20 protein-coding genes and 1 tRNA gene are annotated in these 21,092 nt (G+C 63.6%); 13 read left to right on the plus strand and 8 right to left on the minus strand.

Annotated elements, in window-relative coordinates; all coding sequences use genetic code 11:
* Positions 1-345: 345 nt before the first annotated feature.
* A complete protein-coding gene (locus tag ACODS9_RS06270) occupies positions 346-1,722 on the minus strand; it encodes an L-serine ammonia-lyase (RefSeq protein WP_489093518.1) in 1,377 nt (458 codons plus the stop codon).
* A gap of 444 nt (positions 1,723-2,166) precedes the next feature.
* Between ACODS9_RS06270 and ACODS9_RS06275 the strand changes: the two genes are divergently transcribed.
* The 3 genes from ACODS9_RS06275 (at position 2,167) to choV (ending at position 5,219) form a co-directional block, all read left to right on the plus strand.
* The gene (locus ACODS9_RS06275) at positions 2,167-3,114 is read left to right on the plus strand and encodes a choline ABC transporter substrate-binding protein (RefSeq protein WP_023629855.1); all 948 of its coding nucleotides are present in this window, start codon (positions 2,167-2,169) and stop codon (positions 3,112-3,114) included.
* Positions 3,115-3,195: 81 nt separating this feature from the next.
* On the plus strand, positions 3,196-4,044 hold the full coding sequence (gene choW, locus ACODS9_RS06280; protein WP_172670914.1) for a choline ABC transporter permease subunit: 849 nt from the start codon (positions 3,196-3,198) through the stop codon (positions 4,042-4,044).
* A complete protein-coding gene (gene choV / locus ACODS9_RS06285) occupies positions 4,041-5,219 on the plus strand; it encodes a choline ABC transporter ATP-binding protein (protein ID WP_023629857.1) in 1,179 nt (392 codons plus the stop codon). The genes choW and choV overlap by 4 nt, the downstream gene beginning before the upstream one ends.
* 36 nt (positions 5,220-5,255) lie before the next feature.
* Here the strand turns inward: choV and hisF are convergent, their stop codons facing one another.
* The 6 genes from hisF to ACODS9_RS06315 all read right to left on the minus strand — a co-directional run bounded on the left by hisF (position 5,256) and on the right by ACODS9_RS06315 (position 10,178).
* Positions 5,256-6,026, minus strand: a complete 771-nt coding sequence (gene hisF, locus ACODS9_RS06290; RefSeq protein WP_489093519.1) for an imidazole glycerol phosphate synthase subunit HisF — start codon at positions 6,024-6,026, stop codon at positions 5,256-5,258.
* 9 nt (positions 6,027-6,035) lie between these two features.
* On the minus strand, positions 6,036-6,773 hold the full coding sequence (gene hisA, locus ACODS9_RS06295; RefSeq protein WP_046853804.1) for a 1-(5-phosphoribosyl)-5-[(5-phosphoribosylamino)methylideneamino]imidazole-4-carboxamide isomerase: 738 nt from the start codon (positions 6,771-6,773) through the stop codon (positions 6,036-6,038).
* 27 nt (positions 6,774-6,800) lie between these two features.
* Positions 6,801-7,061 (minus strand): DUF2164 domain-containing protein, encoded by a 261-nt coding sequence (locus ACODS9_RS06300; protein WP_401107269.1) that lies wholly within the window; start codon positions 7,059-7,061, stop codon positions 6,801-6,803.
* Entirely contained in the window at positions 7,062-7,700 is a 639-nt protein-coding gene (hisH, locus tag ACODS9_RS06305; RefSeq protein WP_046853802.1) for an imidazole glycerol phosphate synthase subunit HisH, read from the minus strand.
* Positions 7,701-8,294 carry an imidazoleglycerol-phosphate dehydratase HisB gene (gene hisB, locus ACODS9_RS06310; RefSeq protein ID WP_028688464.1) on the minus strand — a complete coding sequence of 198 codons (594 nt, stop codon included), beginning with the start codon at positions 8,292-8,294 and terminating at the stop codon, positions 7,701-7,703.
* Positions 8,295-8,519: 225 nt separating this feature from the next.
* On the minus strand, positions 8,520-10,178 hold the full coding sequence (locus tag ACODS9_RS06315; protein ID WP_489093520.1) for an OFA family MFS transporter: 1,659 nt from the start codon (positions 10,176-10,178) through the stop codon (positions 8,520-8,522).
* A 359-nt stretch (positions 10,179-10,537) separates the two neighbouring features.
* Here ACODS9_RS06315 and ACODS9_RS06320 point away from each other — a divergent pair, with 359 nt between their 5' ends.
* The 6 genes from ACODS9_RS06320 (at position 10,538) to ACODS9_RS06345 (ending at position 16,015) form a co-directional block, all read left to right on the plus strand.
* Positions 10,538-12,787 carry an AsmA family protein gene (locus tag ACODS9_RS06320; protein WP_489093521.1) on the plus strand — a complete coding sequence of 750 codons (2,250 nt, stop codon included), beginning with the start codon at positions 10,538-10,540 and terminating at the stop codon, positions 12,785-12,787.
* Positions 12,784-13,851 (plus strand): A/G-specific adenine glycosylase, encoded by a 1,068-nt coding sequence (gene mutY, locus ACODS9_RS06325; RefSeq protein ID WP_489093522.1) that lies wholly within the window; start codon positions 12,784-12,786, stop codon positions 13,849-13,851. Before ACODS9_RS06320 ends, mutY begins: the two co-directional genes overlap by 4 nt.
* Positions 13,848-14,120, plus strand: coding sequence for an oxidative damage protection protein (locus ACODS9_RS06330; RefSeq protein WP_011536185.1), 273 nt, complete (start codon positions 13,848-13,850; stop codon positions 14,118-14,120). The genes mutY and ACODS9_RS06330 overlap by 4 nt, the downstream gene beginning before the upstream one ends.
* 90 nt (positions 14,121-14,210) lie before the next feature.
* Positions 14,211-14,286, plus strand: a tRNA-Phe gene (locus ACODS9_RS06335).
* A gap of 185 nt (positions 14,287-14,471) precedes the next feature.
* Positions 14,472-15,482 (plus strand): polyphosphate kinase 2, encoded by a 1,011-nt coding sequence (ppk2, locus tag ACODS9_RS06340; RefSeq protein ID WP_489093523.1) that lies wholly within the window; start codon positions 14,472-14,474, stop codon positions 15,480-15,482.
* An 89-nt stretch (positions 15,483-15,571) separates the two neighbouring features.
* Positions 15,572-16,015 carry a hypothetical protein gene (locus ACODS9_RS06345; protein ID WP_489093524.1) on the plus strand — a complete coding sequence of 148 codons (444 nt, stop codon included), beginning with the start codon at positions 15,572-15,574 and terminating at the stop codon, positions 16,013-16,015.
* Positions 16,016-16,101: 86 nt separating this feature from the next.
* Here the strand turns inward: ACODS9_RS06345 and gabP are convergent, their stop codons facing one another.
* Complete coding sequence (gabP, locus tag ACODS9_RS06350) at positions 16,102-17,487, minus strand: GABA permease (RefSeq protein ID WP_489093525.1); 1,386 nt, start codon at positions 17,485-17,487, stop codon at positions 16,102-16,104.
* Between the two features lie 606 nt (positions 17,488-18,093).
* Here gabP and ACODS9_RS06355 point away from each other — a divergent pair.
* From ACODS9_RS06355 to ACODS9_RS06370, 4 genes are read left to right on the plus strand one after another with little or no spacing between them, the layout of a single operon-like run.
* Positions 18,094-18,867: an ABC transporter ATP-binding protein gene (locus ACODS9_RS06355; protein WP_046853793.1), complete on the plus strand. Its 774-nt coding sequence runs from the start codon at positions 18,094-18,096 to the stop codon at positions 18,865-18,867.
* A gap of 11 nt (positions 18,868-18,878) precedes the next feature.
* Positions 18,879-19,640 carry an ABC transporter substrate-binding protein gene (locus ACODS9_RS06360; protein ID WP_023630849.1) on the plus strand — a complete coding sequence of 254 codons (762 nt, stop codon included), beginning with the start codon at positions 18,879-18,881 and terminating at the stop codon, positions 19,638-19,640.
* Positions 19,641-19,697: 57 nt separating this feature from the next.
* Positions 19,698-20,390: an ABC transporter permease gene (locus tag ACODS9_RS06365; RefSeq protein WP_023630848.1), complete on the plus strand. Its 693-nt coding sequence runs from the start codon at positions 19,698-19,700 to the stop codon at positions 20,388-20,390.
* Entirely contained in the window at positions 20,391-21,080 is a 690-nt protein-coding gene (locus tag ACODS9_RS06370) for an ABC transporter permease (RefSeq protein ID WP_023630847.1), read from the plus strand.
* Positions 21,081-21,092 lie beyond the last annotated feature (12 nt).

Consider the following 21,092-nt stretch of genomic DNA (forward strand, 5'->3'; position numbering starts at 1 on the left):
CTGTTCTTGTAATGGCCCCGTTTCGTATGCAGGGGCTTTGCCAATCTCAACGCAAATGGCATGCCTGAATTTGAACGCCCATCCAATAAAACCCAAAAGCGACGTCGGCATGCGCCTTCCAGCGGCCTGGGTGATGAGCGTCAGGTCAAACGCAAACAGGCGCGCCAGCGCCTCTGCGCGTCACCCCTGAGCAATTCGGTAGCACTTGTGGGAAGGTTGCCCAGATGCGACAGACTTAAGTGTCACCGACAACCAACCTGCTGGTAACGACAGGCGACGGCCGGTAGATGACAACCGCTGCGCCAGAATGTGGCGCATCGGTCACGTGTGGGCCAGAACGGCGCATCAGCATTCGATGACGCTGACCGCCAGCCCCCCACGGGAGGTTTCCTTGTACTTGTCGTGCATGTCGGCGCCGGTGTCGCGCATGGTGCGAATCACCTGGTCCAACGAGATGAAGTGTTCGCCATCACCGCGCAAGGCCATCTGCACGGCATTGATCGCCTTCACTGCGGCGATGGCGTTGCGCTCGATGCACGGGACCTGCACCAGGCCACCGACCGGGTCGCAGGTCAGGCCGAGATTGTGCTCCAGGGCGATCTCGGCGGCGTTCTCCAGCTGCGCCGGGGTGGCGCCAAGCACGTCGGCCAAGCCCGCGGCAGCCATGGCGCAGGCCGAACCGACCTCGCCCTGGCAACCAACCTCGGCGCCGGAGATCGAGGCGTTCTTCTTGCACAGGATGCCCACGGCAGCCGCGCCGAGGAAGAAGTCCACCACGTTGGACTCATCCACCGCATCGGAGAAACGCATGTAGTAGTGCAACACCGCCGGGATGATGCCCGCCGCGCCGTTGGTGGGCGCGGTGACCATGCGCCCGCCAGCGGCGTTCTCTTCGTTGACCGCCAGGGCGAACAGGTTGACCCACTCCATGGCGCTCATGGTCGAGCCGATCACGTTGGGCTTGCCCAGCTCCTGCAGGCTGCGGTGCAGGCGGGCGGCGCGGCGACGCACATTGAGCCCGCCGGGGAGGATGCCTTCATGTTTGAGGCCGTTGTTCACGCACTCCTGCATGGCTTGCCAGAGCTTGAGCAGGCCGGCGCGGATCTCGGCTTCGCTGCGCCAGACCTTTTCGTTCTCCAGCATCAATTGCGACACGCGCAGGTCGTTTTGCTTGCACAGGCGCAGCAGTTCGGCGGCGCTGTCGAAGTCGTAGGGCAGCACGGTCTGGTCCGCGTCCAGCACGCCACTGGCGGCCTGGGCGGCATCGACCACGAAACCGCCGCCCACCGAGTAGTAGGTGTCGCGGTGCAACTCGCCCGCCTCACTTTCGGCAATCAGGGTCATGGCATTGGGGTGGTACGGCAAGTTCTCGTCCAGCAGCAGCATGTCGCGGGCCCAGACGAAATCGATGGGCAGGCGATTGTCGAGCTTGAGCACGTTGGTTTCGCGCAGGTCGGCGATGCGTGGGGTGATCTGGCTGGGGTCGATGGCGTCCGGCCATTCGCCCATCAGGCCCATGATCGTGGCGTTGTCGGTGCCATGGCCGACGCCGGTGGCCGACAGCGAGCCATACAGCCTCACCTCGATGCGCCGCACCTGCTCCAACTCGCCACGCTCACGCAGCCCCTGGACGAACAGCGCACCGGCGCGCATGGGGCCGACGGTGTGCGAGCTGGAAGGCCCGACACCGATCTTGAACAGGTCGAACACGCTGATGGCCATTGTCGAATCACCTCTTGCTGGGCTTGTCTCTGCGCGCCAGGCGCAGGGCGGAGCAACTGCTAGGCTGAAACAGTCGAGCCGCCTTGAATGCTCGCATCATCGGGCTTTTGCCCAGCCCTTCGCCGTCTGCAACCGACGTACTTTTGTCCAGCAGCGCCGCCGCTGCACGGGCCTTTCGTGCGCCGTTTTCCAGCGGCGGGACGACGCAAAAACCGAGGTATGGGGGTGGAAAAATCCAGTTGCGACATCGTCCGTACTGGATACGACCCGTCCTGTACTGGATACGACGCCACCAGTAGGCGATTGCCGAACGCTGGAGGATTATCGAAAGCGACTCGTATTGCACGGCCTCGCATCCTGCCCTCTGCAGGCCTGGTCGACCGGAGCCCTGAGAACGCCCGGCGGCCCACGCGAACCCGAAGATAAAATCACAGGAGTCCATCCATGAAAGGTTCACCCAAGCTGTTGCTGGTCGCGTTGCTGTCCGCTCCGCTGCTGGCCCAGGCCGCCGAACCCGAGCAGTGTCAAACGGTGCGTTTCTCCGATGTCGGCTGGACCGACATCACGGTCACCACCGCGACCACCAGCGTCGTGCTCGAAGCCCTGGGCTACAAGACCCACACCACCATGATCTCGGTACCGGTGACCTACAAGTCGCTGGCCACCGGCAAGGACCTGGACGTGTTTCTCGGCAACTGGATGCCGACCATGGAGAACGACATCAAGCAGTACCGCGATGCCGGCACCGTCGAGACCGTGCGCGCCAACCTGGAAAACGCCAAGTACACCCTGGCCGTGCCCCAGGCCTTGTATGACAAGGGCCTGAAAGACTTCGCCGACATTCCCAAGTTCAAGCAGGAGCTCAAGGGCAAGATCTACGGCATCGAGCCTGGCAACGACGGCAACCGCACCATCCAGAAGATGATCGACGACAACGCCTTCGGCCTGAAGGACGCCGGCTTCCAGATCGTGCAGTCCAGCGAGGCGGGCATGCTGGCCCAGGTCGACCGGGCGCAGAAGCGTGAAGACGCGATCGTCTTCCTCGGCTGGGAACCGCACCCGATGAACACCCGCTTCAAGATGCAGTACCTGACCGGCGGGGATGCCTATTTCGGTCCCGACTTCGGCAAGGCCACCGTGCTGACCAACACCCGCAAGGGCTACGCCCAGGAATGCGGCAACGTTGGTCAGCTGCTGAAGAACCTGTCGTTCGAGCTCAAGGATGAAAGCACCATGATGGGCTATGTCCTGGACGACAAGATGAAGCCCGAGGCGGCCGCGAAAAAATGGCTGAAGGACAACCCCGGCAAGCTCGACGCCTGGCTCGCCGGCGTGACCACCGTGGACGGCAAACCCGGCCTTGAGGCGGCCAAGGCCAAACTGACGCAATAACGCAAGACGCCATGGCAACACCGCGGGGTGGGACCGTGCCCACCCCGGACTGATTTCAATCTTTGCAGGTGGAAGCTCGCTATCATGCTTATCGATCAGAAAATACCCCTGGGGCAGTACATCGCCTCATTCGTCGAATGGTTGACCCAGAATGGCGCCAGCTACTTCGACGCCATCGCCGCAGGCCTGGAATTCATGATCCATGGGGTCACCAGCGCCCTGACCTGGTTCAACCCGTTCGTGCTAATCGCCCTGTTCGCCGGCCTCGCGCACCTGATCCAGCGCAAGTGGGCGCTCACCGTCTTCGTCGCCCTGTCGTTCCTGCTGATCCTCAACCTGGGCTACTGGCAGGAAACCATGGAAACCCTGGCGCAGGTCACCTTCGCCACGGTGGTCTGCGTGGTCATCGGCGTGCCGCTGGGCATCGCCGCCGCGCACAAGCCGATGTTCTACACCGCCATGCGCCCGGTGCTGGACTTGATGCAGACCGTGCCCACCTTCGTCTACCTGATCCCGACCCTGACCCTGTTCGGCCTGGGCGTGGTGCCGGGGCTGATCTCCACCGTGGTGTTTGCCATCGCCGCGCCCATCCGCCTGACTTACCTGGGTATCTGCGACGTGCCGCAGGAACTGATGGACGCCGGCAAGGCCTTCGGCTGCTCGCGCCGCCAGTTGCTGACCCGCATCGAACTGCCGCACGCCATGCCGAGCATCGCCGCCGGGGTGACGCAATGCATCATGCTGTCGCTGTCGATGGTGGTGATCGCCGCCCTGGTCGGCGCCGACGGCCTGGGCAAACCCGTGGTCAACGCACTGAACACCGCCGATATCTCCCTGGGCTTCGAAGCGGGCCTGGCCATCGTGCTGCTGGCGATCATGCTCGACCGTATCTGCAAGCAACCGGAGCTGCCGGTAAGGGGTGAGGCATGAGCATCATTCGTTTCGAAGACGTCGACGTCATCTTCTCCAGCAAGCCGCGCGAAGCGCTGGCCCTGCTCGACCAGGGCAAGACCCGCGAGCAGATCCTCAAGCAGACGGGCCTGGTGGTCGGCGTCGAAAAGGCCAACCTGGACATCAACAAAGGCGAGATCTGCGTGCTCATGGGCCTGTCCGGTTCGGGCAAGTCCAGCCTGCTGCGCTGCATCAACGGCCTCAACACCGTGAGCCGCGGCAAGCTGTTCGTCGAGCACGAAGGCAAGCACATCGATATCGCCCACTGCACCCCGGCAGAGCTGAAGATGATGCGCACCAAGCGCATCGCCATGGTGTTCCAGAAGTTCGCCCTGATGCCCTGGCTGACGGTGCGCGAGAACATCAGCTTCGGCCTGGAAATGCAGGGCCGGCCGGAGAAGGAACGGCGCAAGCTGGTGGATGAAAAGCTCGAGCTGGTGGGCCTGACCCAGTGGCGCAACAAGAAACCGGACGAACTCTCCGGTGGCATGCAGCAGCGCGTGGGCCTGGCCCGGGCGCTGGCGATGGACGCTGACATCCTGCTGATGGACGAGCCGTTCTCGGCCCTCGACCCGCTGATCCGCCAGGGCCTGCAGGACGAATTGCTGGCCCTGCAGAGCAAGCTGAGCAAGACCATCGTGTTCGTCAGCCACGACCTGGACGAGGCGCTGAAACTGGGCAGCCGCATCGCCATCATGAAGGACGGACGCATTATCCAGTACAGCAAGCCGGAAGAGATCGTGCTCAACCCGGCCGACGAATACGTGCGTACCTTCGTTGCCCATACCAACCCGCTCAACGTGCTGTGCGGCCGCAGCCTGATGCGCAGCCTGGACAATTGCCGGCGGGTCAACGGTTCGGTGTGCCTGGACCCTGGCATCGACTCATGGCTGGACCTTGGCGAGGGCGGCTCGCTCAAGCGCGCACGCCAGGGCCAGAATGGCCTGGACATGCAGAACTGGGCGCCGGGGCAGGACGTCGGCTTGCTGGAACGCAGGCCGACCGTGGTGCACGCCGATATCGGCATGCGCGAGGCGCTGCAGATTCGTTACCAGACCGGCAACAAGCTGGTGCTGCAGGATAACGACAAGGTAGTGGGGATACTCGGGGATACCGAGCTTTACCATGCCTTGCTGGGCAAGAATCACGGGTGATTCAATTGGGGCCGCGTTGCGGCCCCAATCATTTTTTCAGCGTACGACAATACCGCGCGAAGCCATGTAGGCCTTGGCTTCCGGTACCGTGTACTCGCCAAAGTGGAAGATGCTCGCCGCCAGCACCGCGCTGGCATGCCCTTCCAGGATGCCTTCGGCCAGGTGCTGCAGGTTACCCACGCCGCCGGAAGCAATCACCGGAATCCCCAGCGCATCGCTGATGGCGCGGGTCACGCCCAGGTCGAAGCCATTCTTCATGCCATCCTGGTCCATGCTGGTCAGCAGGATCTCGCCAGCCCCCAGGCCTTCCATCTTCTTCGCCCACTCCACCGCATCCAGCCCGGTAGGCTTGCGCCCGCCGTGGGTGAAGATCTCCCAGCGCGGGGTTTCGCCCGGGCCGGAGACTTTCTTGGCGTCGATGGCAACGACGATGCACTGCGAACCGAAACGGTCCGCCGCCTCGCCCACGAACTCCGGGTTGAACACCGCGGCGGTGTTGATCGACACCTTGTCGGCACCGGCGTTGAGCAGGTTGCGGATGTCCTGCACGGTACGCACGCCACCACCCACGGTCAGCGGGATGAACACCTGGCTGGCCATGCGCTCGACGGTATGCAGGGTGGTGTCACGGCCATCGACGCTGGCGGTGATGTCGAGGAAGGTGATCTCGTCGGCGCCCTGCTCATCGTAGCGCCGGGCGATCTCCACCGGGTCGCCGGCATCGCGGATGTTCTCGAACTTGACGCCCTTGACCACCCGGCCGTTGTCCACGTCCAGGCAAGGGATGATGCGCTTGGCCAGTGCCATGATCGCTCCTCAGCCTTGGTAGTTGTCGCAGAAGGCCTGGGCCTCGGCGACGTCGAGGGTGCCTTCGTAGATGGCACGGCCGGTGATGGCGCCGATGATGCCCGGTGCCTTGGCGTCCAGCAGGGCCTTGATGTCGCCCAGGTTGTGGATGCCGCCCGAGGCGATCACCGGAATGCGCGTGGCTTCGGCCAGGGCCTTGGTGAAGGGCACGTTGCAGCCCTGCATCATGCCGTCCTTGGCGATGTCGGTGTAGACGATCGCCGAGACGCCATCGGCCTCGAAACGCTTGGCCAGGTCGATGACCTGCACGCTGCTCACTTCGGCCCAGCCGTCGGTGGCGACGAAGCCGTCCTTGGCGTCCAGGCCGACGATGACCTTGCCAGGGAACGCCTTGCACGCTTCGGCGACGAACTCAGGCTGCTTGACCGCCTTGGTGCCGATGATCACGTAGCTGACACCAGCCTTGACGTAGTGCTCGATGGTTTCCAGCGAGCGAATGCCACCGCCGATCTGGATCGGCAGGGTCGGGTAGCGCTTGGCGATAGCCGTGACCACTTCACCGTTGACCGGCTGGCCTTCGAAAGCGCCGTTGAGGTCGACCAGGTGCAGGCGGCGGCAGCCACCCTCGACCCATTTGGCGGCCATGCTCACCGGGTCGTCGGAAAATACCGTGGAGTCTTCCATGCGGCCTTGGCGCAGGCGTACGCAGGCACCGTCCTTGAGATCGATAGCGGGGATAATCAGCATGTGAGGAACCTGTCTAATCGTTGGAATTCAGGGCTTCTCGAGCGCCCACAGGTCGCTTTCGATGCTCTCGAACCGCTCCTTGAGGTGCAGCTGAACATCGGCAATCGCCCTGTTGTAGTAATGGGGTGCAATCTCTTTGCTGAACAGCTCGAGGACCTCGGCCACCTCGAACGACCCCAGCTCCAGCTCGAAGCGGTCTTCGAGGAAGCGCTTGAGCGTGTCGAGCGCCTCGCGCTCCTGCTCCGGGGTCAGGGTGATGACGGGGGCCTTGGTCTTCGATCGGCTCATTTACCAGCGCCCGTCCCAGGCGACGAAGTTCTGCAGCAGCTGCAGGCCATGGGTATGGCTCTTCTCCGGGTGGAACTGCACGGCGAAACGCGAGCCTTCGGCCAGCGCGGCGGCGAAATCGACGCCGTAGTGGCCGCGACCGACCACCTGGCCCGGCTTGCCGGCCTCGATGAAGTAGCTGTGCACGAAGTAGAAACGCGCACGGTCGGGGATGTCATGCCACAGCGGGTGGTCGATGGTCTGGCCGACTTCGTTCCAGCCCATGTGCGGCACCTTCAGGTGCTCGCCGTCTTCCTTCAGGTCTTTACCGAAGAAGCGCACCTGGCCGGGGAACAAGCCGATGCAGTCGACACCGTCGTTTTCCTCGCTGCGCTCGAGCAGCGCCTGCATGCCCACGCAGATACCCAGGAACGGGCGGTCCTGGCTGACTTCGCGCACCAGGCTGTCGAAGCCCAGGCGGCGGATCTCGGCCATGCAGTCGCGGATCGCGCCGACGCCCGGGAACACCACGCGGTCGGCTTCACGAATCACCGCGGCGTCGCTGGTCACCAACACCTTGCCGGCGCCCACATGCTCCAGGGCCTTGGCCACCGAGTGCAGGTTGCCCATGCCATAGTCGATTACGGCTACCGTCTGCATTTACAGGCATCCCTTGGTGGACGGCATCTGCCCGGCCATGCGCTCGTCGAGGGTAACGGCCATGCGCAGCGCGCGGCCGAACGCCTTGAACACGGTCTCGATCTGGTGGTGGGTGTTGTGGCCACGCAGGTTGTCGATATGCAGGGTCACCAGGGCATGGTTGACGAAGCCCTGGAAGAACTCCTGGAACAGGTCGACATCGAAGCCGCCCACGGTGGCGCGGGTATACGGCACGTGCATCTGCAGGCCCGGACGCCCGGAGAAGTCGATGACCACGCGCGACAGGGCCTCGTCCAGCGGCACATAGGCATGGCCGTAGCGGAAGATGCCTTTCTTGTCGCCGATGGCCTGGGCGAACGCCATGCCCAGGGTGATGCCGACGTCCTCGACGGTATGGTGGTCGTCGATATGCAGGTCGCCCTTGCACTCGATGTCCAGGTCGATCAGCCCATGCCGGGCGATCTGGTCGAGCATGTGTTCAAGGAAAGGCACGCCGATTTCAAATCGGGCCTTGCCGCTGCCATCGAGGTTGATCGAGCACTTGACCTGGGTTTCCAGGGTATTGCGCTCGACGGAAGCCTTACGTTCGACCATCACCAGCTCCGCAAAATCATTGGGCGAAAAGGGCTCCATTATAGGCCCAGAACGCGCCAGCTTGAAACGCGGATGACATATGGCAGGGCTAGTAATTACGGGGGTGGGAGAGACCTACAGGTCTATACAAGCAGATTTTTCTGTTGACCCCATCGCGGTGCGCCGATGCGACTTGCCCCGCGACAGGGCCCTTGAAGCCAGCCAGTCAGCCAGCCGTGTCATCCATCAATGAAACAGCACCGCAGTCTTCTGCAGGGTGATCCACACCCCCCAGGCCAGCGGAATCACCACCACCGCCCAGGCCACCAGCACCAGCGGCAGGCTGCCCGGCGCCGCGTGCCACTCCAGCGAACGCGCGGAATCGGCGCCCTTGTCATGGCTCAGCGCGCGCTCGGCCGCCAGTTCGGCGTCGGTCATGAAGTACTTGTCCGCCACCGGGCGCACCAGCATGTTGCAGATGAAGCCCAGCACCAGCAGGCCGGCCAGGATGTACAGGGTCATGTCGTAGGCCGCGGCCCGCTCCACGCCCGCCGCCAGCTGCGCCTCGCGCAAGTAAGTGATCAGCACCGGACCGAGCACGCCGGCCGCCGCCCAGGCAGTCAGCAGGCGACCATGGATGGCACCGACCATCTGCGTGCCGAACAGGTCGGCCAGGTACGCCGGCACGGTGGCGAAGCCGCCGCCGTACATCGACAGGATGATGCAGAACGCCGCCACGAACAGCGCCACGTTGCCGATGTGGCCCATGTTCGGCACCAGGCTGTAGAGACCCACGCCCAGGGCGAAGAAGGCGAAGTAGGTGTTCTTGCGGCCGATGTAGTCGGAGAACGACGCCCAGAAGAAGCGCCCGCCGATGTTGAACAGGCTCAGCAGACCGGTGAAACCGGCGGCGATCGCGGCAATTTGCGCCAGCTGCGCGGCATTCAGCTCACTGAAGGTCAGCTCGTTGCCCAGCAGCTTGCCGGCGAACACTTCCTGCAGCAGTGGCGAAGCCATGCCGAGAATGCCGATACCGGCCGAGACGTTCAGGCACAGCACCAGCCACACCAGGGCGAACTGCGGGGTTTTCCAGGCCACGCTCACATGCACGTGGCGGTCGGTGACCATGGCGTTGGCTTTCTTCGCCGGCGGTGTCCAGCCTTCGGGCTTCCAGCCGGTTGGCGGCACGCGGTAGGTCAGGGCGCCCGCAGTCATGAACACGAAGTAGATCGCGGCCATGGCGACAAAGCTCTGCCATACACCCACCTCGGTCGCGCTGCCGAAGTGGCCCATGAGCGCGGTGGCCAGAGGAGCGCCCACCATGGCACCTCCACCAAAGCCCATGATCGCCATGCCGGTTGCCATGCCGCGCTTGTCCGGGAACCACTTGATCAGGGTCGAGACCGGCGAAATGTAGCCCAGGCCCAGGCCGATCCCGCCGATCACCCCCGACCCCAGCCACATCAGCCACAGCTGGTGGGTCTTCACGCCGATCGCCGAGATCAGCAGGCCGCCGCACCAGCACAGTGCCGAGACCAGGCCGGCCTTGCGCGGGCCGGCGTGCTCCAGCCAGCCACCGAGCACCGCGGCCGAGCAGCCGAGGAACACGAAGAACAGGGTGTAGATCCAGCTGAGCATGGAGATCGGCCAGTCGCACTCGGCGCTGAACAGGCGGGCGACGAAGCCCATGTCGGCGGCGCAGGCCACTGGCGCGCTGACACCCAGAGCCTGGGACAGCGGCAGCCAGAACACCGAGAAGCCATAGGCCATGCCGATGCACAGGTGAATGGCCAGGGCCGCCGGCGGCACCAGCCAGCGGTTGAAGCCCGGGCGGGCGATGATGCGCTCCTTCGACAGGAAGCCCGGCGTGCTTGCCGCCGCCCCCGCCGTGATACTGCTGTTCATGGATTGATCCTTTTGTAGGTGGGCTGTGCGCGTGGACGGCTCTGTATGGCTGCACGCAAGGCAGCCCGGCCGCTTCAGGCATCACCCGCGACAATGGGTCGCGGGGCTCCACGGGCGGGCGCAAGATTACCAGCAGCGGGTGACATGAAAGCAATCTGATATCGTGTTTTTTTCGTCAACTGAAACGATCAATCCACTATCGGTGGCGCCTGCATCGCCGGCAAGCCGGCGATGAGGCCCGGACAAGCAATAAATGAACTGCCGTCAATCCCACTGTCGAAATGTCGGATACGCAGTGCCTATACCCACAGCGCTATACTCGCCGCTGAAATTCATAATCGGACTACAAGGACTCGCCCATGAAAGCGTTCGGCAAAATCCTGGGGCTGGGGCTTCTCGGGTTGTTGCTGATCATCGTGGCGCTGGGCTTCGCCCTGACCCACCTCTTCGATCCCAACGACTACAAAGAAGAAATCCGCCAGCTGGCCCGCGACAAGGCCCACGTGGAACTGACCCTCAACGGCGACATTGGCTGGAGCCTGTTCCCGTGGCTGGGCCTGGAGCTGCACGAGGCCAGCATCGCCACGCTGAACAACCCCAAGGTGCCTTTCGCCGACCTGCAGATGCTCGGCCTGTCGGTACGTGTGCTGCCGCTGCTGCGCCGTGAAGTGCAGATGAGCGACGTGCGGGTCGAAGGCCTCAACCTGACGCTGACCCGCGATGCCAACGGCCATGGCAACTGGGAAGACATCGGCAAGCCATTGCCGGACCCGGCGATCGCCAGCGCACCGGCGAGCACGCCCGATGCACGCTCAGCGACGGAACCTGCCAAGCCGGAAAGTGGCGAGCGCTCGGTCAAGCTCGATATCGACAGCCTGACCGTCAACAACGCCCGCGTACTTTATACCGACGAGAAAGCCGGCCAGACCTACGGCGCCGAAAGCATTCAGTTGAGCACCGGCCCCGTGCACGAAGGCGTGAACATCCCGCTCAAGGCCAGCGCCTTCCTCAGCGCCAGCCAGCCGAACCTGAAGGCGCGCACCGAGCTGACCGGCGAACTGCGCTTCGACCGCCGTCTCAAGCGCTACAACCTCGAGGACATGCGCCTGTCTGGCGAAACCTCGGGCGAGCCACTGGCCGGCAAGACCATGACCTTCGCCGCCCAAGGCCAGGTGCTGGTCGACCTGGCGGCCAATGTCGCCTCCTGGAGCGGCCTGAAGGTCTCGGCCAACCAGTTGCGTGCCCTGGGCGAGCTGAACGTGCGCGACCTCGACAAGACGCCGCAGGTCAGCGGCGGCCTATCCATCGCCCAGTTCGACCTGCGCACCTTCCTCGACGGTATCGGCCACCCGCTGCCCGCCACCGCCGACGCGGCAGCGTTCAAGAAGCTGGAACTGGTCACCCGCCTGCAAGGCACGCCGAACAGCCTCGCCCTCGAAGACCTGGCGGTGAAGCTGGACGACAGCACCTTCACCGGCCGGGTCGCCGTGGAAGACTTCGCCAAGCAGGCCCTGCGCGTGCGCCTCAAGGGCGACAAGTTCGACGCCGACCGCTACCTGCCGGCCAAGAGCGAGGAAGCCAAGGGTGCCACCGCAGCGCGCCAGGCCGAGGTCAAGCAGCAGGAAGCCACTGCCGTCGCCGGCGCCGGCTCCACGCCGCTGCCCGACGCACCGACGCAAGTTGCCTGGAGCGGCGACAAGCTGCTGCCGGTCGACCGCCTGCGCGCCCTCGATCTGCAGGCCGACCTGTCGTTCGGCGCCCTGACGCTGGACAAGCTGCCGATCAGCGATGCGCAGCTGACCGCCAGCGGCCAAGGCGGCCTGATCACCCTGCAAACCCTGCGCGGCGCCCTGTACAACGGCACCTTCGAGGCCAAGGGCACCGTGGATGTACGCCCTGCCGTGCCGCAGATCGGCGTCAACACCAAGATCAACCGCGTGCCAGTGGAACACTTCATCAAGCGTGAATCCCCTGAGCAGGCGCCGCCGGTCAAGGGCCTGCTGACCCTGAACAGCGACCTCACCGCCACCGGCAACAGCCAGAAGGCGCTGGTCGATACGCTCAATGGCAATGCCAGCTTCACCATCAACGACGGCGTGCTGGTCAACGCCAACCTGGAACAGCAACTGTGCCAGGCCATCGCCACCCTCAACCGCAAGCAACTCAGCGGCGAACCCCGTGGCAAGGACACGCCGTTCCAGGAGCTGCGCGGCAGCCTGGTAATGCGTAACGGCGTGGCCAGCAACCCAGACCTCAAGGTGCGTATCCCAGGCCTGACCGTCAACGGCCACGGCGACCTCGACCTGCGCGTGCTGGGCATGGACTACAACGTCGGCGTGGTCGTCGAAGGCGACCAGCGCGCCATGCCCGACCCGGCCTGCCAGGTCAACGAGCGCTATGTCGGCGTCGAAGTGCCGCTGCGCTGCCGCGGCCCGCTGGAGCTGGGCGCCAAGGCCTGCCGCCTGGACCAGGACGGCCTGGGCAAGGTGGCCGCCAAGCTGGCCGGCAACCGCTTGAAAGACAAGATCGATGAAAAGCTCGAAGAGAAACTCGGAGACAAGGTGAGCCCTGAACTCAAAGATGCATTGAAGGGGCTGTTCAAGCGATGACACCCCAGCAGTTCTCCAGCGCCGTGCTGGACTGGTACGACCAGTACGGTCGGCATGACCTGCCCTGGCAACAGGGCATCACCCCGTATCGGGTGTGGGTGTCGGAAATCATGTTGCAGCAGACCCAGGTCAGCACCGTGCTCAACTACTTCGACCGCTTCATGCAGGCCCTGCCCACCGTGCAGGCGCTGGCCGAGGCGCCGGAGGACGAGGTGCTGCACCTGTGGACGGGCCTGGGCTACTACACCCGTGCCCGTAACCTGCAAAAGGCCGCGAAGATCGTCGTCGAGCAACATGGCGGCGAGTTTCCGCGCAGCGTCGAGCAGCTCACCGAGCTGCCCGGTATCGGCCGCTCCACCGCCGGGGCCATCGCCAGCATCAGCATGGGCATCCGCGCGCCGATCCTCGACGGCAACGTCAAGCGCGTACTGGCCCGCTTCACCGCCCAGGCCGGCTACCCGGGCGAGCCGAAGGTAGCCAACCAGCTGTGGGCCAGCGCCGAGCGCTTCACGCCGATGACCCGGGCCAACCACTACACCCAGGCGATGATGGACATGGGCGCGACGCTGTGCACGCGCAGCAAGCCCAGCTGCCTGATCTGCCCGTTGCAGCGCGGTTGCGAAGCCCATCTGCACGGCGAAGAGACCCGCTACCCCGAGCCCAAGCCGCGCAAGGCCCTGCCCCAGCGCAAGACCCTGATGCCGCTGCTGACCAACCACGAAGGCGCGATCCTGCTCTACCGCCGGCCCTCCACCGGCCTGTGGGGCGGCCTGTGGAGCCTGCCGGAGCTGGACAGCCTCGAGCAGCTCGAAGACCTCGCCTACCAGCACGGCCTGCGCCTGGCTGGCAGCCAGGCCCTGGCAGGCCTGACCCACACCTTCAGCCATTTCCAGCTGGCCATCGAGCCTTGGCTGGTGCGTGTCGACCCCGTCGGCGCGCACGTGGCCGAGCCCGACTGGCTCTGGTATAACCTCGCCACCCCGCCGCGCCTGGGCCTCGCCGCCCCGGTCAAGAAGCTGCTGCAACGCGCGGCCGACGAACTGATTGCAGGAGAGAAGCGATGACCCGCACCGTGAAGTGCCGCAAGTACAACGAAGAACTCCCAGGCCTCGACCGCCCACCCTACCCGGGCGCCAAGGGCCAGGACATCTTCGAGCACATCTCGCAGAAGGCCTGGAAGGAGTGGCAGGACCACCAGACCATGCTGATCAACGAGAAGCGCCTGAACATGATGAATGCCGAGGACCGCAAGTTCATCCAGGCCGAGATGGACAAGTTCTTCGCCGGCGAGGATTACGCCCAGGCTGAAGGCTACGTTCCACCCTCGAATTGACCACGAAAACCGTAAGCGACGGAATTAATTTAAATTTTTTTGAAAAAGTCGTTGACGGCCTCTGAGAAAATCTATTTAATTCACCCCGTCGCCCAGATAGCTCAGTCGGTAGAGCAGAGGATTGAAAATCCTCGTGTCGGCGGTTCGACTCCGTCTCTGGGCACCACCTTCAGCTTCTGGTGGTTGCAAAGTTACCCGAAGCGACACAAGAAACCCGCCTAGTGCGGGTTTTTTGTTGCCTGCGATTTTTCTTCTAGCTCCTTCATGCCCGGTTGATCGATATCAAAAAGCCACTTGCCATGCGCTCATAGGATGGAAGGTGGACATTCGAACGACCCCGCAAGGACCTCCATGAGCGAAGAATCCGCCACCCTCCTCCTGCCATCGCCTGCCGAGGCCGACAGCAGCGCCAAGCCCATCCCTCGCACCCGTCGCCCGCGCCAGCGCAAGCCTGCCGCCAGCGCCGCCGCACCAGAGACCATTACCCAGGTCAGCCAGCAGCCCGCCGCTCTGGAAGTGGCCAACGCGCGCAAGGGCAGCAGCGAGGACAGCACCTCGGCACGCCTGCCGGCCAGCTACCCGTACCGCACGCGCATGCGCCGCCAGGACTACGAGAAGGCCAAGCACGACCTGCAGATCGAGCTGCTCAAGGTACAGAACTGGGTGAAGGAAACCGGTCAGCGCATCGTCGTGCTGTTCGAGGGCCGTGATGCTGCGGGCAAGGGCGGCACCATCAAGCGCTTCATGGAACACCTGAACCCGCGCGGTGCGCGGATCGTGGCACTGGAGAAGCCCTCCGAGCAGGAAAAGGGCCAGTGGTACTTCCAGCGCTATGTGCAGCACCTGCCCACCGCCGGTGAAATGGTGTTCTTCGATCGCTCCTGGTACAACCGCGCCGGGGTCGAGAAGGTGATGGATTTCTGCTCGCCCCTGCAATACCTGGAGTTCATGCGCCAGGCACCTGACCTCGAACGCATGCTGTGCAACAGTGGCATCCTGCTGTTCAAGTTCTGGTTCTCGGTGAACCGCGAGGAGCAGTTGCGCCGCTTCATCTCCCGCCGCGACGACCCGCTCAAGCACTGGAAACTCTCACCCATCGACATCAAGTCGCTGGACAAGTGGGAGGACTACACCGCTGCCAAGGAAGCGATGTTCTTCCATACCGACACGGCCGATGCGCCATGGACGGTGATCAAGTCGGACGACAAGAAGCGCGCGCGGATCAACTGCATTCGTCACTTCCTGCACTCGCTGGATTATCCAGGCAAGGACCACAGCGTGGCGCATGCGCCGGACCCGTTACTGGTCGGGCGGGCTTCGCGGGGGTTTGAGGAAGATGAGCCGGCGGCGCTGGTGAGCTGAACACTTTGGGGCCGCTGGGCGGCCTCTTGGGTTTCTCGCGCAACTACGCTTCAATACGCGCCTTTACCAGTCAGCCCAAGGATCCACCCATGGCCACCAGCACCAAGCAACAGAAACGCGCCAAGCGCGCCGCCACCAAGGCCAAGCAGAACCGCATGGTGCGCAGCGGCCAGGCGGTCAAGACCAGCGCTGGCGACAGTGCCAGTGTCGAGCAGGTGTTCAACAAGGCCATGGAATCGGGCAGCTACAACAGCCTGTTCGAGAAGATGAAGGAAGCCCAGGAAAACGGCCTGGTACCGATGATCTCGGTGTTCCTTGTCGACCCGCTGCTGGCGCTGGTGCTCAAGGGCCACAAGGAAGAGCACGCCACCGACTACATCGTCATGGTGTTCACCGCCTACCGCAAATGGCTGGATGGCGCCGACGAGGACACGACCATGGCCTGGCTGGAGAGCGACGAGTTCCAGGACGCCTATGTCACCGCCTCGGAGGTCGTGGCCAAGCAGCAGCAACAGCAGAAGCAGTTCGGCTGAGTCGAACCGCACCCGCTTCCACAACCCGTGCAGACAAAAAAGGCCGCGCCCTTCACAGGACGCGGCCTTTTCATTTCACTTGTGGATCAGCTATCCAACGCCACACGCGCAGCAGCGCCACGCTTGCGGTGCACCAGCAGACCAGCTGCCACCACACCAATGCTGAGGATTGCCGTGGCGATGATCTCGGCACGATGATCTTCGCGCAGCCCCATCACCACCAGAATGGCAACGATGAAGGCGATGGTCGCCCAGGTCAGGCCTGGGAACAGCCACATCTTGAACGAGATCTTCTCACCGCTGGCTTCACGCTGGGCACGCATGCGCAGTTGCGACACGGCGATCACCAGGTACACCAGCAAGGCAATAGCACCGGAGCTGGCCAGCAGGAACTCGAACACTGCGGCCGGGGCCAGGAAGTTGGCGAACACGCACAGGAAGGCTGCGGCAGTGGACAGCAGCACGGCCCAGTGCGGGGTGCCGGCCTTGGTGGTGCGCTGGGCAACCGCCGGGGCGTCGCCACGCTTGCTCAGGGAGAAGAGCATGCGCGAGGAGGTGTACAGCGCCGAGTTCAGGCAGCTGGTCACGGCGATCAGCACGACGATGTCGACGATCAGCTTGGCGTTCGGCACGCCGATCAGGCTGAGGACAGTCTGGTAGGAGCCTTTCTCGGCCAGGGCCGGATCGTTCCACGGCACCATGGCCACGACCAGGAAGATCGACACCAGGTAGAACAGGCAGATACGCCAGATCACCGAGTTGGTGGCGCGGCTGATCTGCTTGCCCGGATCCTTCGATTCGGCGGCGGCGATGGTGACGATCTCGGTCCCCATGAACGAGAACATGGTGGTCAGCATGGCGGCCAGCACCGCGCCCAGGCCATTGGGCATGAAACCCTGGGTGTCGAACAGGTGGCTGACGCCGCTGATCTGGCTACTCGGCACCATGCCGAACATGGCCGTGCAACCGACGACGATGAAGCCGATGATCGCCAGCACCTTGAGCAGGGCGAACCAGAACTCGAACTCACCGTAGTTCTTCACGCTGAACAGGTTGGTGATGGTCAGCGCCAGGGTAATGATCAACGAGAACGCCCACAGGTCCACCGAGGGGAACCAGGCATGCAGGATGGCGGCGGCGGCGTTGGCCTCCAGCGGAATCACCAGCACCCAGAACCACCAGTACAGCCAGCCGATGGTAAAACCGGCCCAGCGCCCGATGGCGCGGTCGGCGTAGGTGGAGAAGGAACCGGTGTCAGGCGAGGCGACGGCCATTTCGCCGAGCATGCGCATCACCAGCACGACCAGGGTACCGGCCGCGGCGTAGGCCAGCAGCACGGCGGGGCCGGCGGCGGCGATGGCGTGGCCGGAGCCTACGAACAGCCCTGCGCCGATCACGCCGGCGATGGACAGCATGGTCACATGCCGTTGCTTGAGCCCCTGAGCGAGGTCATTGGAATTGTTACCGCTCATAAAACTACCTTTGTAAGGAGGTGGACTACACGAATGACTGGCCAGCGCGCCGGGGTGTGGATAGGCGACGCCGCATTCAGTGATTTCCAGAGGGCAATAAGCGGGCCACCTGAGAATGACTTTCGTCTGAAATGTTTCTGCCACCAATAACGGCGCGGCTTGCAGGGCATTGTGCCAAGCTTTGACCGAAAGGCCACCAAAACCCCATGCCAAGTCTGGATTACGGAAATACCCACTTACAAACGCACCAAAGGTGCTCCTCGGTAACACCTGCGCACGAATTCTGCGCAACAGAAAGCGCAACCAACAGGCGCAACCTTGCCCCCGTCTAGTCCGCGACACAGTGCCACCCGGCTAAAAACGGCTTCCCAGACCGGGCCAAAGCTGGCACCATCGCGCCTTTTTTCATCAAGGCTCCGGTGCTGGGCAAAACGCTATTGCGGACATCCTGGCGACAGTCCACTGCAGCGATGCGACAAACTGTCCCACCAGCGACCCGAGCACCCCGCGACCCGGTTGGCCGCCGTTGCGCCGCTATGCTAGCGTGGCGCTCGCCAGGAAGGCCGCCAACAGCTGGGAACGCACCCGAACACATGAGGACCGCAAATGGCTCAGGCCACGCCCGCGCTGGAAATCCGCAACCTGCACAAACGCTATGGCGAGCAGGAAATTCTCAAGGGCATTTCGCTGACCGCGCGCGACGGTGACGTGATCTCCATCCTCGGCTCGTCCGGCTCTGGCAAGTCCACCCTGCTGCGCTGCATCAACCTGCTGGAGAACCCGCACCAGGGCGAGATCCTGGTCGCCGGTGAAGCCCTCAAGCTCAAGGCGCAGAAAAACGGCGACCTGATCGCCGCCGACAATCGCCAGATCAACCGCCTGCGCAGCGAGATCGGCTTTGTCTTTCAGAATTTCAACCTGTGGCCACACATGTCGATCCTCGACAACATCATCGAGGCGCCGCGCCGCGTGCTCGGCCAGAGCAAGGCCGAGGCCATCGAGCATGCCGAGGCGCTGCTGAACAAGGTCGGCATCTTCGACAAGCGCCACAGCTACCCCGCCCAGCTTTCCGGTGGCCAGCAACAACGTGCCGCCATCGCCCGTACCCTGGCCATGAAGCCCAAGGTGATCCTGTTCGACGAGCCAACCTCGGCGCTCGATCCGGAAATGGTCCAGGAAGTGCTTAACGTCATCCGCGCCCTGGCCGAAGAAGGCCGTACCATGCTGCTGGTGACGCACGAGATGAACTTTGCCCGCCAGGTGTCCAGTGAAGTGGTCTTCCTGCACCAGGGCCTGGTCGAAGAGCAAGGATCGCCGCAGCAGGTCTTCGAGAACCCGACCTCGGCGCGTTGCAAGCAATTCATGTCCAGCCACCGCTAACGGAGCAATACATGCAGACCTACAAGAAGTTCCTCCTGGCAGCTGCTGCCACGCTGGTGATGTCGGCCAACGCCATGGCCGCGGAAAAACTGCGCATGGGTATCGAAGCTGCCTACCCACCGTTCAACAACAAGGATGCCAGCGGCCAGGTCGTCGGCTTCGACAAGGACATCGGCGACGCCCTGTGCGCCAAGATGAAGGTCGAATGCGAAGTGGTCACCTCCGACTGGGACGGCATCATCCCGTCGCTGAACGCGAAGAAGTTCGACTTCATCATCTCGTCGCTGTCGATCACCGATGAGCGCAAGCAGGCGGTGGACTTCACCGACCCGTACTACTCGAACAAGCAGCAGTTCATCGCCAAGAAAGGCGCCGACTTCAAGACTGACCGCGCCTCGCTCAAGGGCAAGACCATCGGCACACAGCGCGCCACCCAGGCCGCGACCTGGCTGGACGACAACGGTGGCATGGACGGCGAGTTCAAGGTCAGCCTGTACGACAACCAGGAAAACGCCTACCTGGACCTGACCTCCGGCCGTGTCGACGCCATCCTTGCCGACAAGTACGCCAACTACGACTGGTTGAAGTCCGACGCTGGCAAGAACTACGAGTTCAAGGGCGAACCGGTCAACGAAAGCGACAAGGTCGGCATCGCAGTACGCAAAGGCGACAACGAGCTGCGTAACAAGCTCAATGCCGCACTGAAGGAAATCGTCGCCGACGGTACCTACAAGAAGATCAACGACAAGTACTTCCCGTTCAGCATCTATTGATTCGCCCCGACAGGCATCGCCGCCCTGGCGATGCCTGTCCCTTGAACAAAATTACCCATGAATATCGACCTGCACGGATTCGGCCCGGCCATGATGGCCGGTACCCTGATGACCGTAAAACTGGCGCTCTGCGCCTTGCTGCTGGGGCTGGTCCTGGGCCTGCTTGGCGCCCTGGCCAAGACCTCACCGATCAAGCCGCTGCAATGGCTTGGTGGTACTTATTCGACGTTGGTGCGCGGCGTACCCGAACTGCTCTGGGTGCTGCTCATCTACTTTGGCACCGTCGGGCTGATGAACAGCCTTGGCGAACTGCTGAACATGCCTGGCCTGGAGCTCAGTGCCTTCACCGCCGGCGTGATCGCCCTCGGCCTGTGCTTCGGCGCCTACGCCACGGAAGTGTTCCGCGGCGCGATCCTGGCCATCCCCAAGGGGCATCGTGAAGCGGGCCTGGCCCTGGGCCTGTCCAAGGGCCGCATCCTGTCGCGGATCATCCTCCCGCAGATGTGGCGCATCGCCCTGCCGGGCCTGGGCAACCTGTTCATGATCCTGATGAAGGACACTGCGCTGGTGTCGGTGATCGGCCTGGAAGAGATCATGCGCCACGCGCAGATCGGCGTGACCGTCACCAAGGAGCCGTTCACCTTCTACGCCGTGGCCGCCTGCATCTACCTGGGCCTGACCGTGATTGCCATGACCGGCATGCACTTCCTGGAAAAGCGCGCCGCTCGCGGCTTCATGAGGGCCGAATAAATGAACTGGGAAGTCATCATCAAGTGGCTGCCACGCCTGGCCCAGGGTGCCACCCTGACCCTGGAGCTGGTAGCCATCGCCGTCATCGCCGGCCTGATCCTGGCCATTCCACTGGGCGTGGCGCGCTCGTCGCGACACTGGTATGTGCGCGCCCTGCCCTTCGGTTACATCTTCTTCTTCCGCGGCACGCCGCTGCTGGTGCAGCTGTTCCTGGTGTACTACGGCCTGGCCCAGTTCGACGTGGTGCGCAACAGCTCGCTGTGGCCGTATCTGCGCGATCCGTTCTGGTGCACGGTGCTGACCATGACCCTGCACACCGCCGCCTACATCGCCGAGATCCTGCGCGGTGCCTTGCAGGCGATCCCCAAGGGCGAGATCGAAGCGGCCCGAGCACTGGGCATGTCGCGGGGCAAGACGCTGCTCTACATCATGCTGCCGCGCGCCGCGCGCATCGGCCTGCCGGCCTACAGCAACGAAGTGATCCTGATGCTCAAGGCCAGTGCCCTGGCCAGTACCGTGACCTTGCTGGAATTGACCGGCATGGCACGGACCATCATTGCCCGCACCTACCTGCCGGTGGAGATCTTCTTTGCCGCCGGGGTGTTCTACCTGCTGATCTCGTTCGTGCTGGTGCAGGGCTTCAAGCTGTTGGAGCGCTGGCTGCGCGTGGATGCCTGCCAAGGGCGTTAAGGCTGTAAACAC

The sequence above is a fragment of the Pseudomonas sp. FG36 genome (assembly GCF_057809275.1).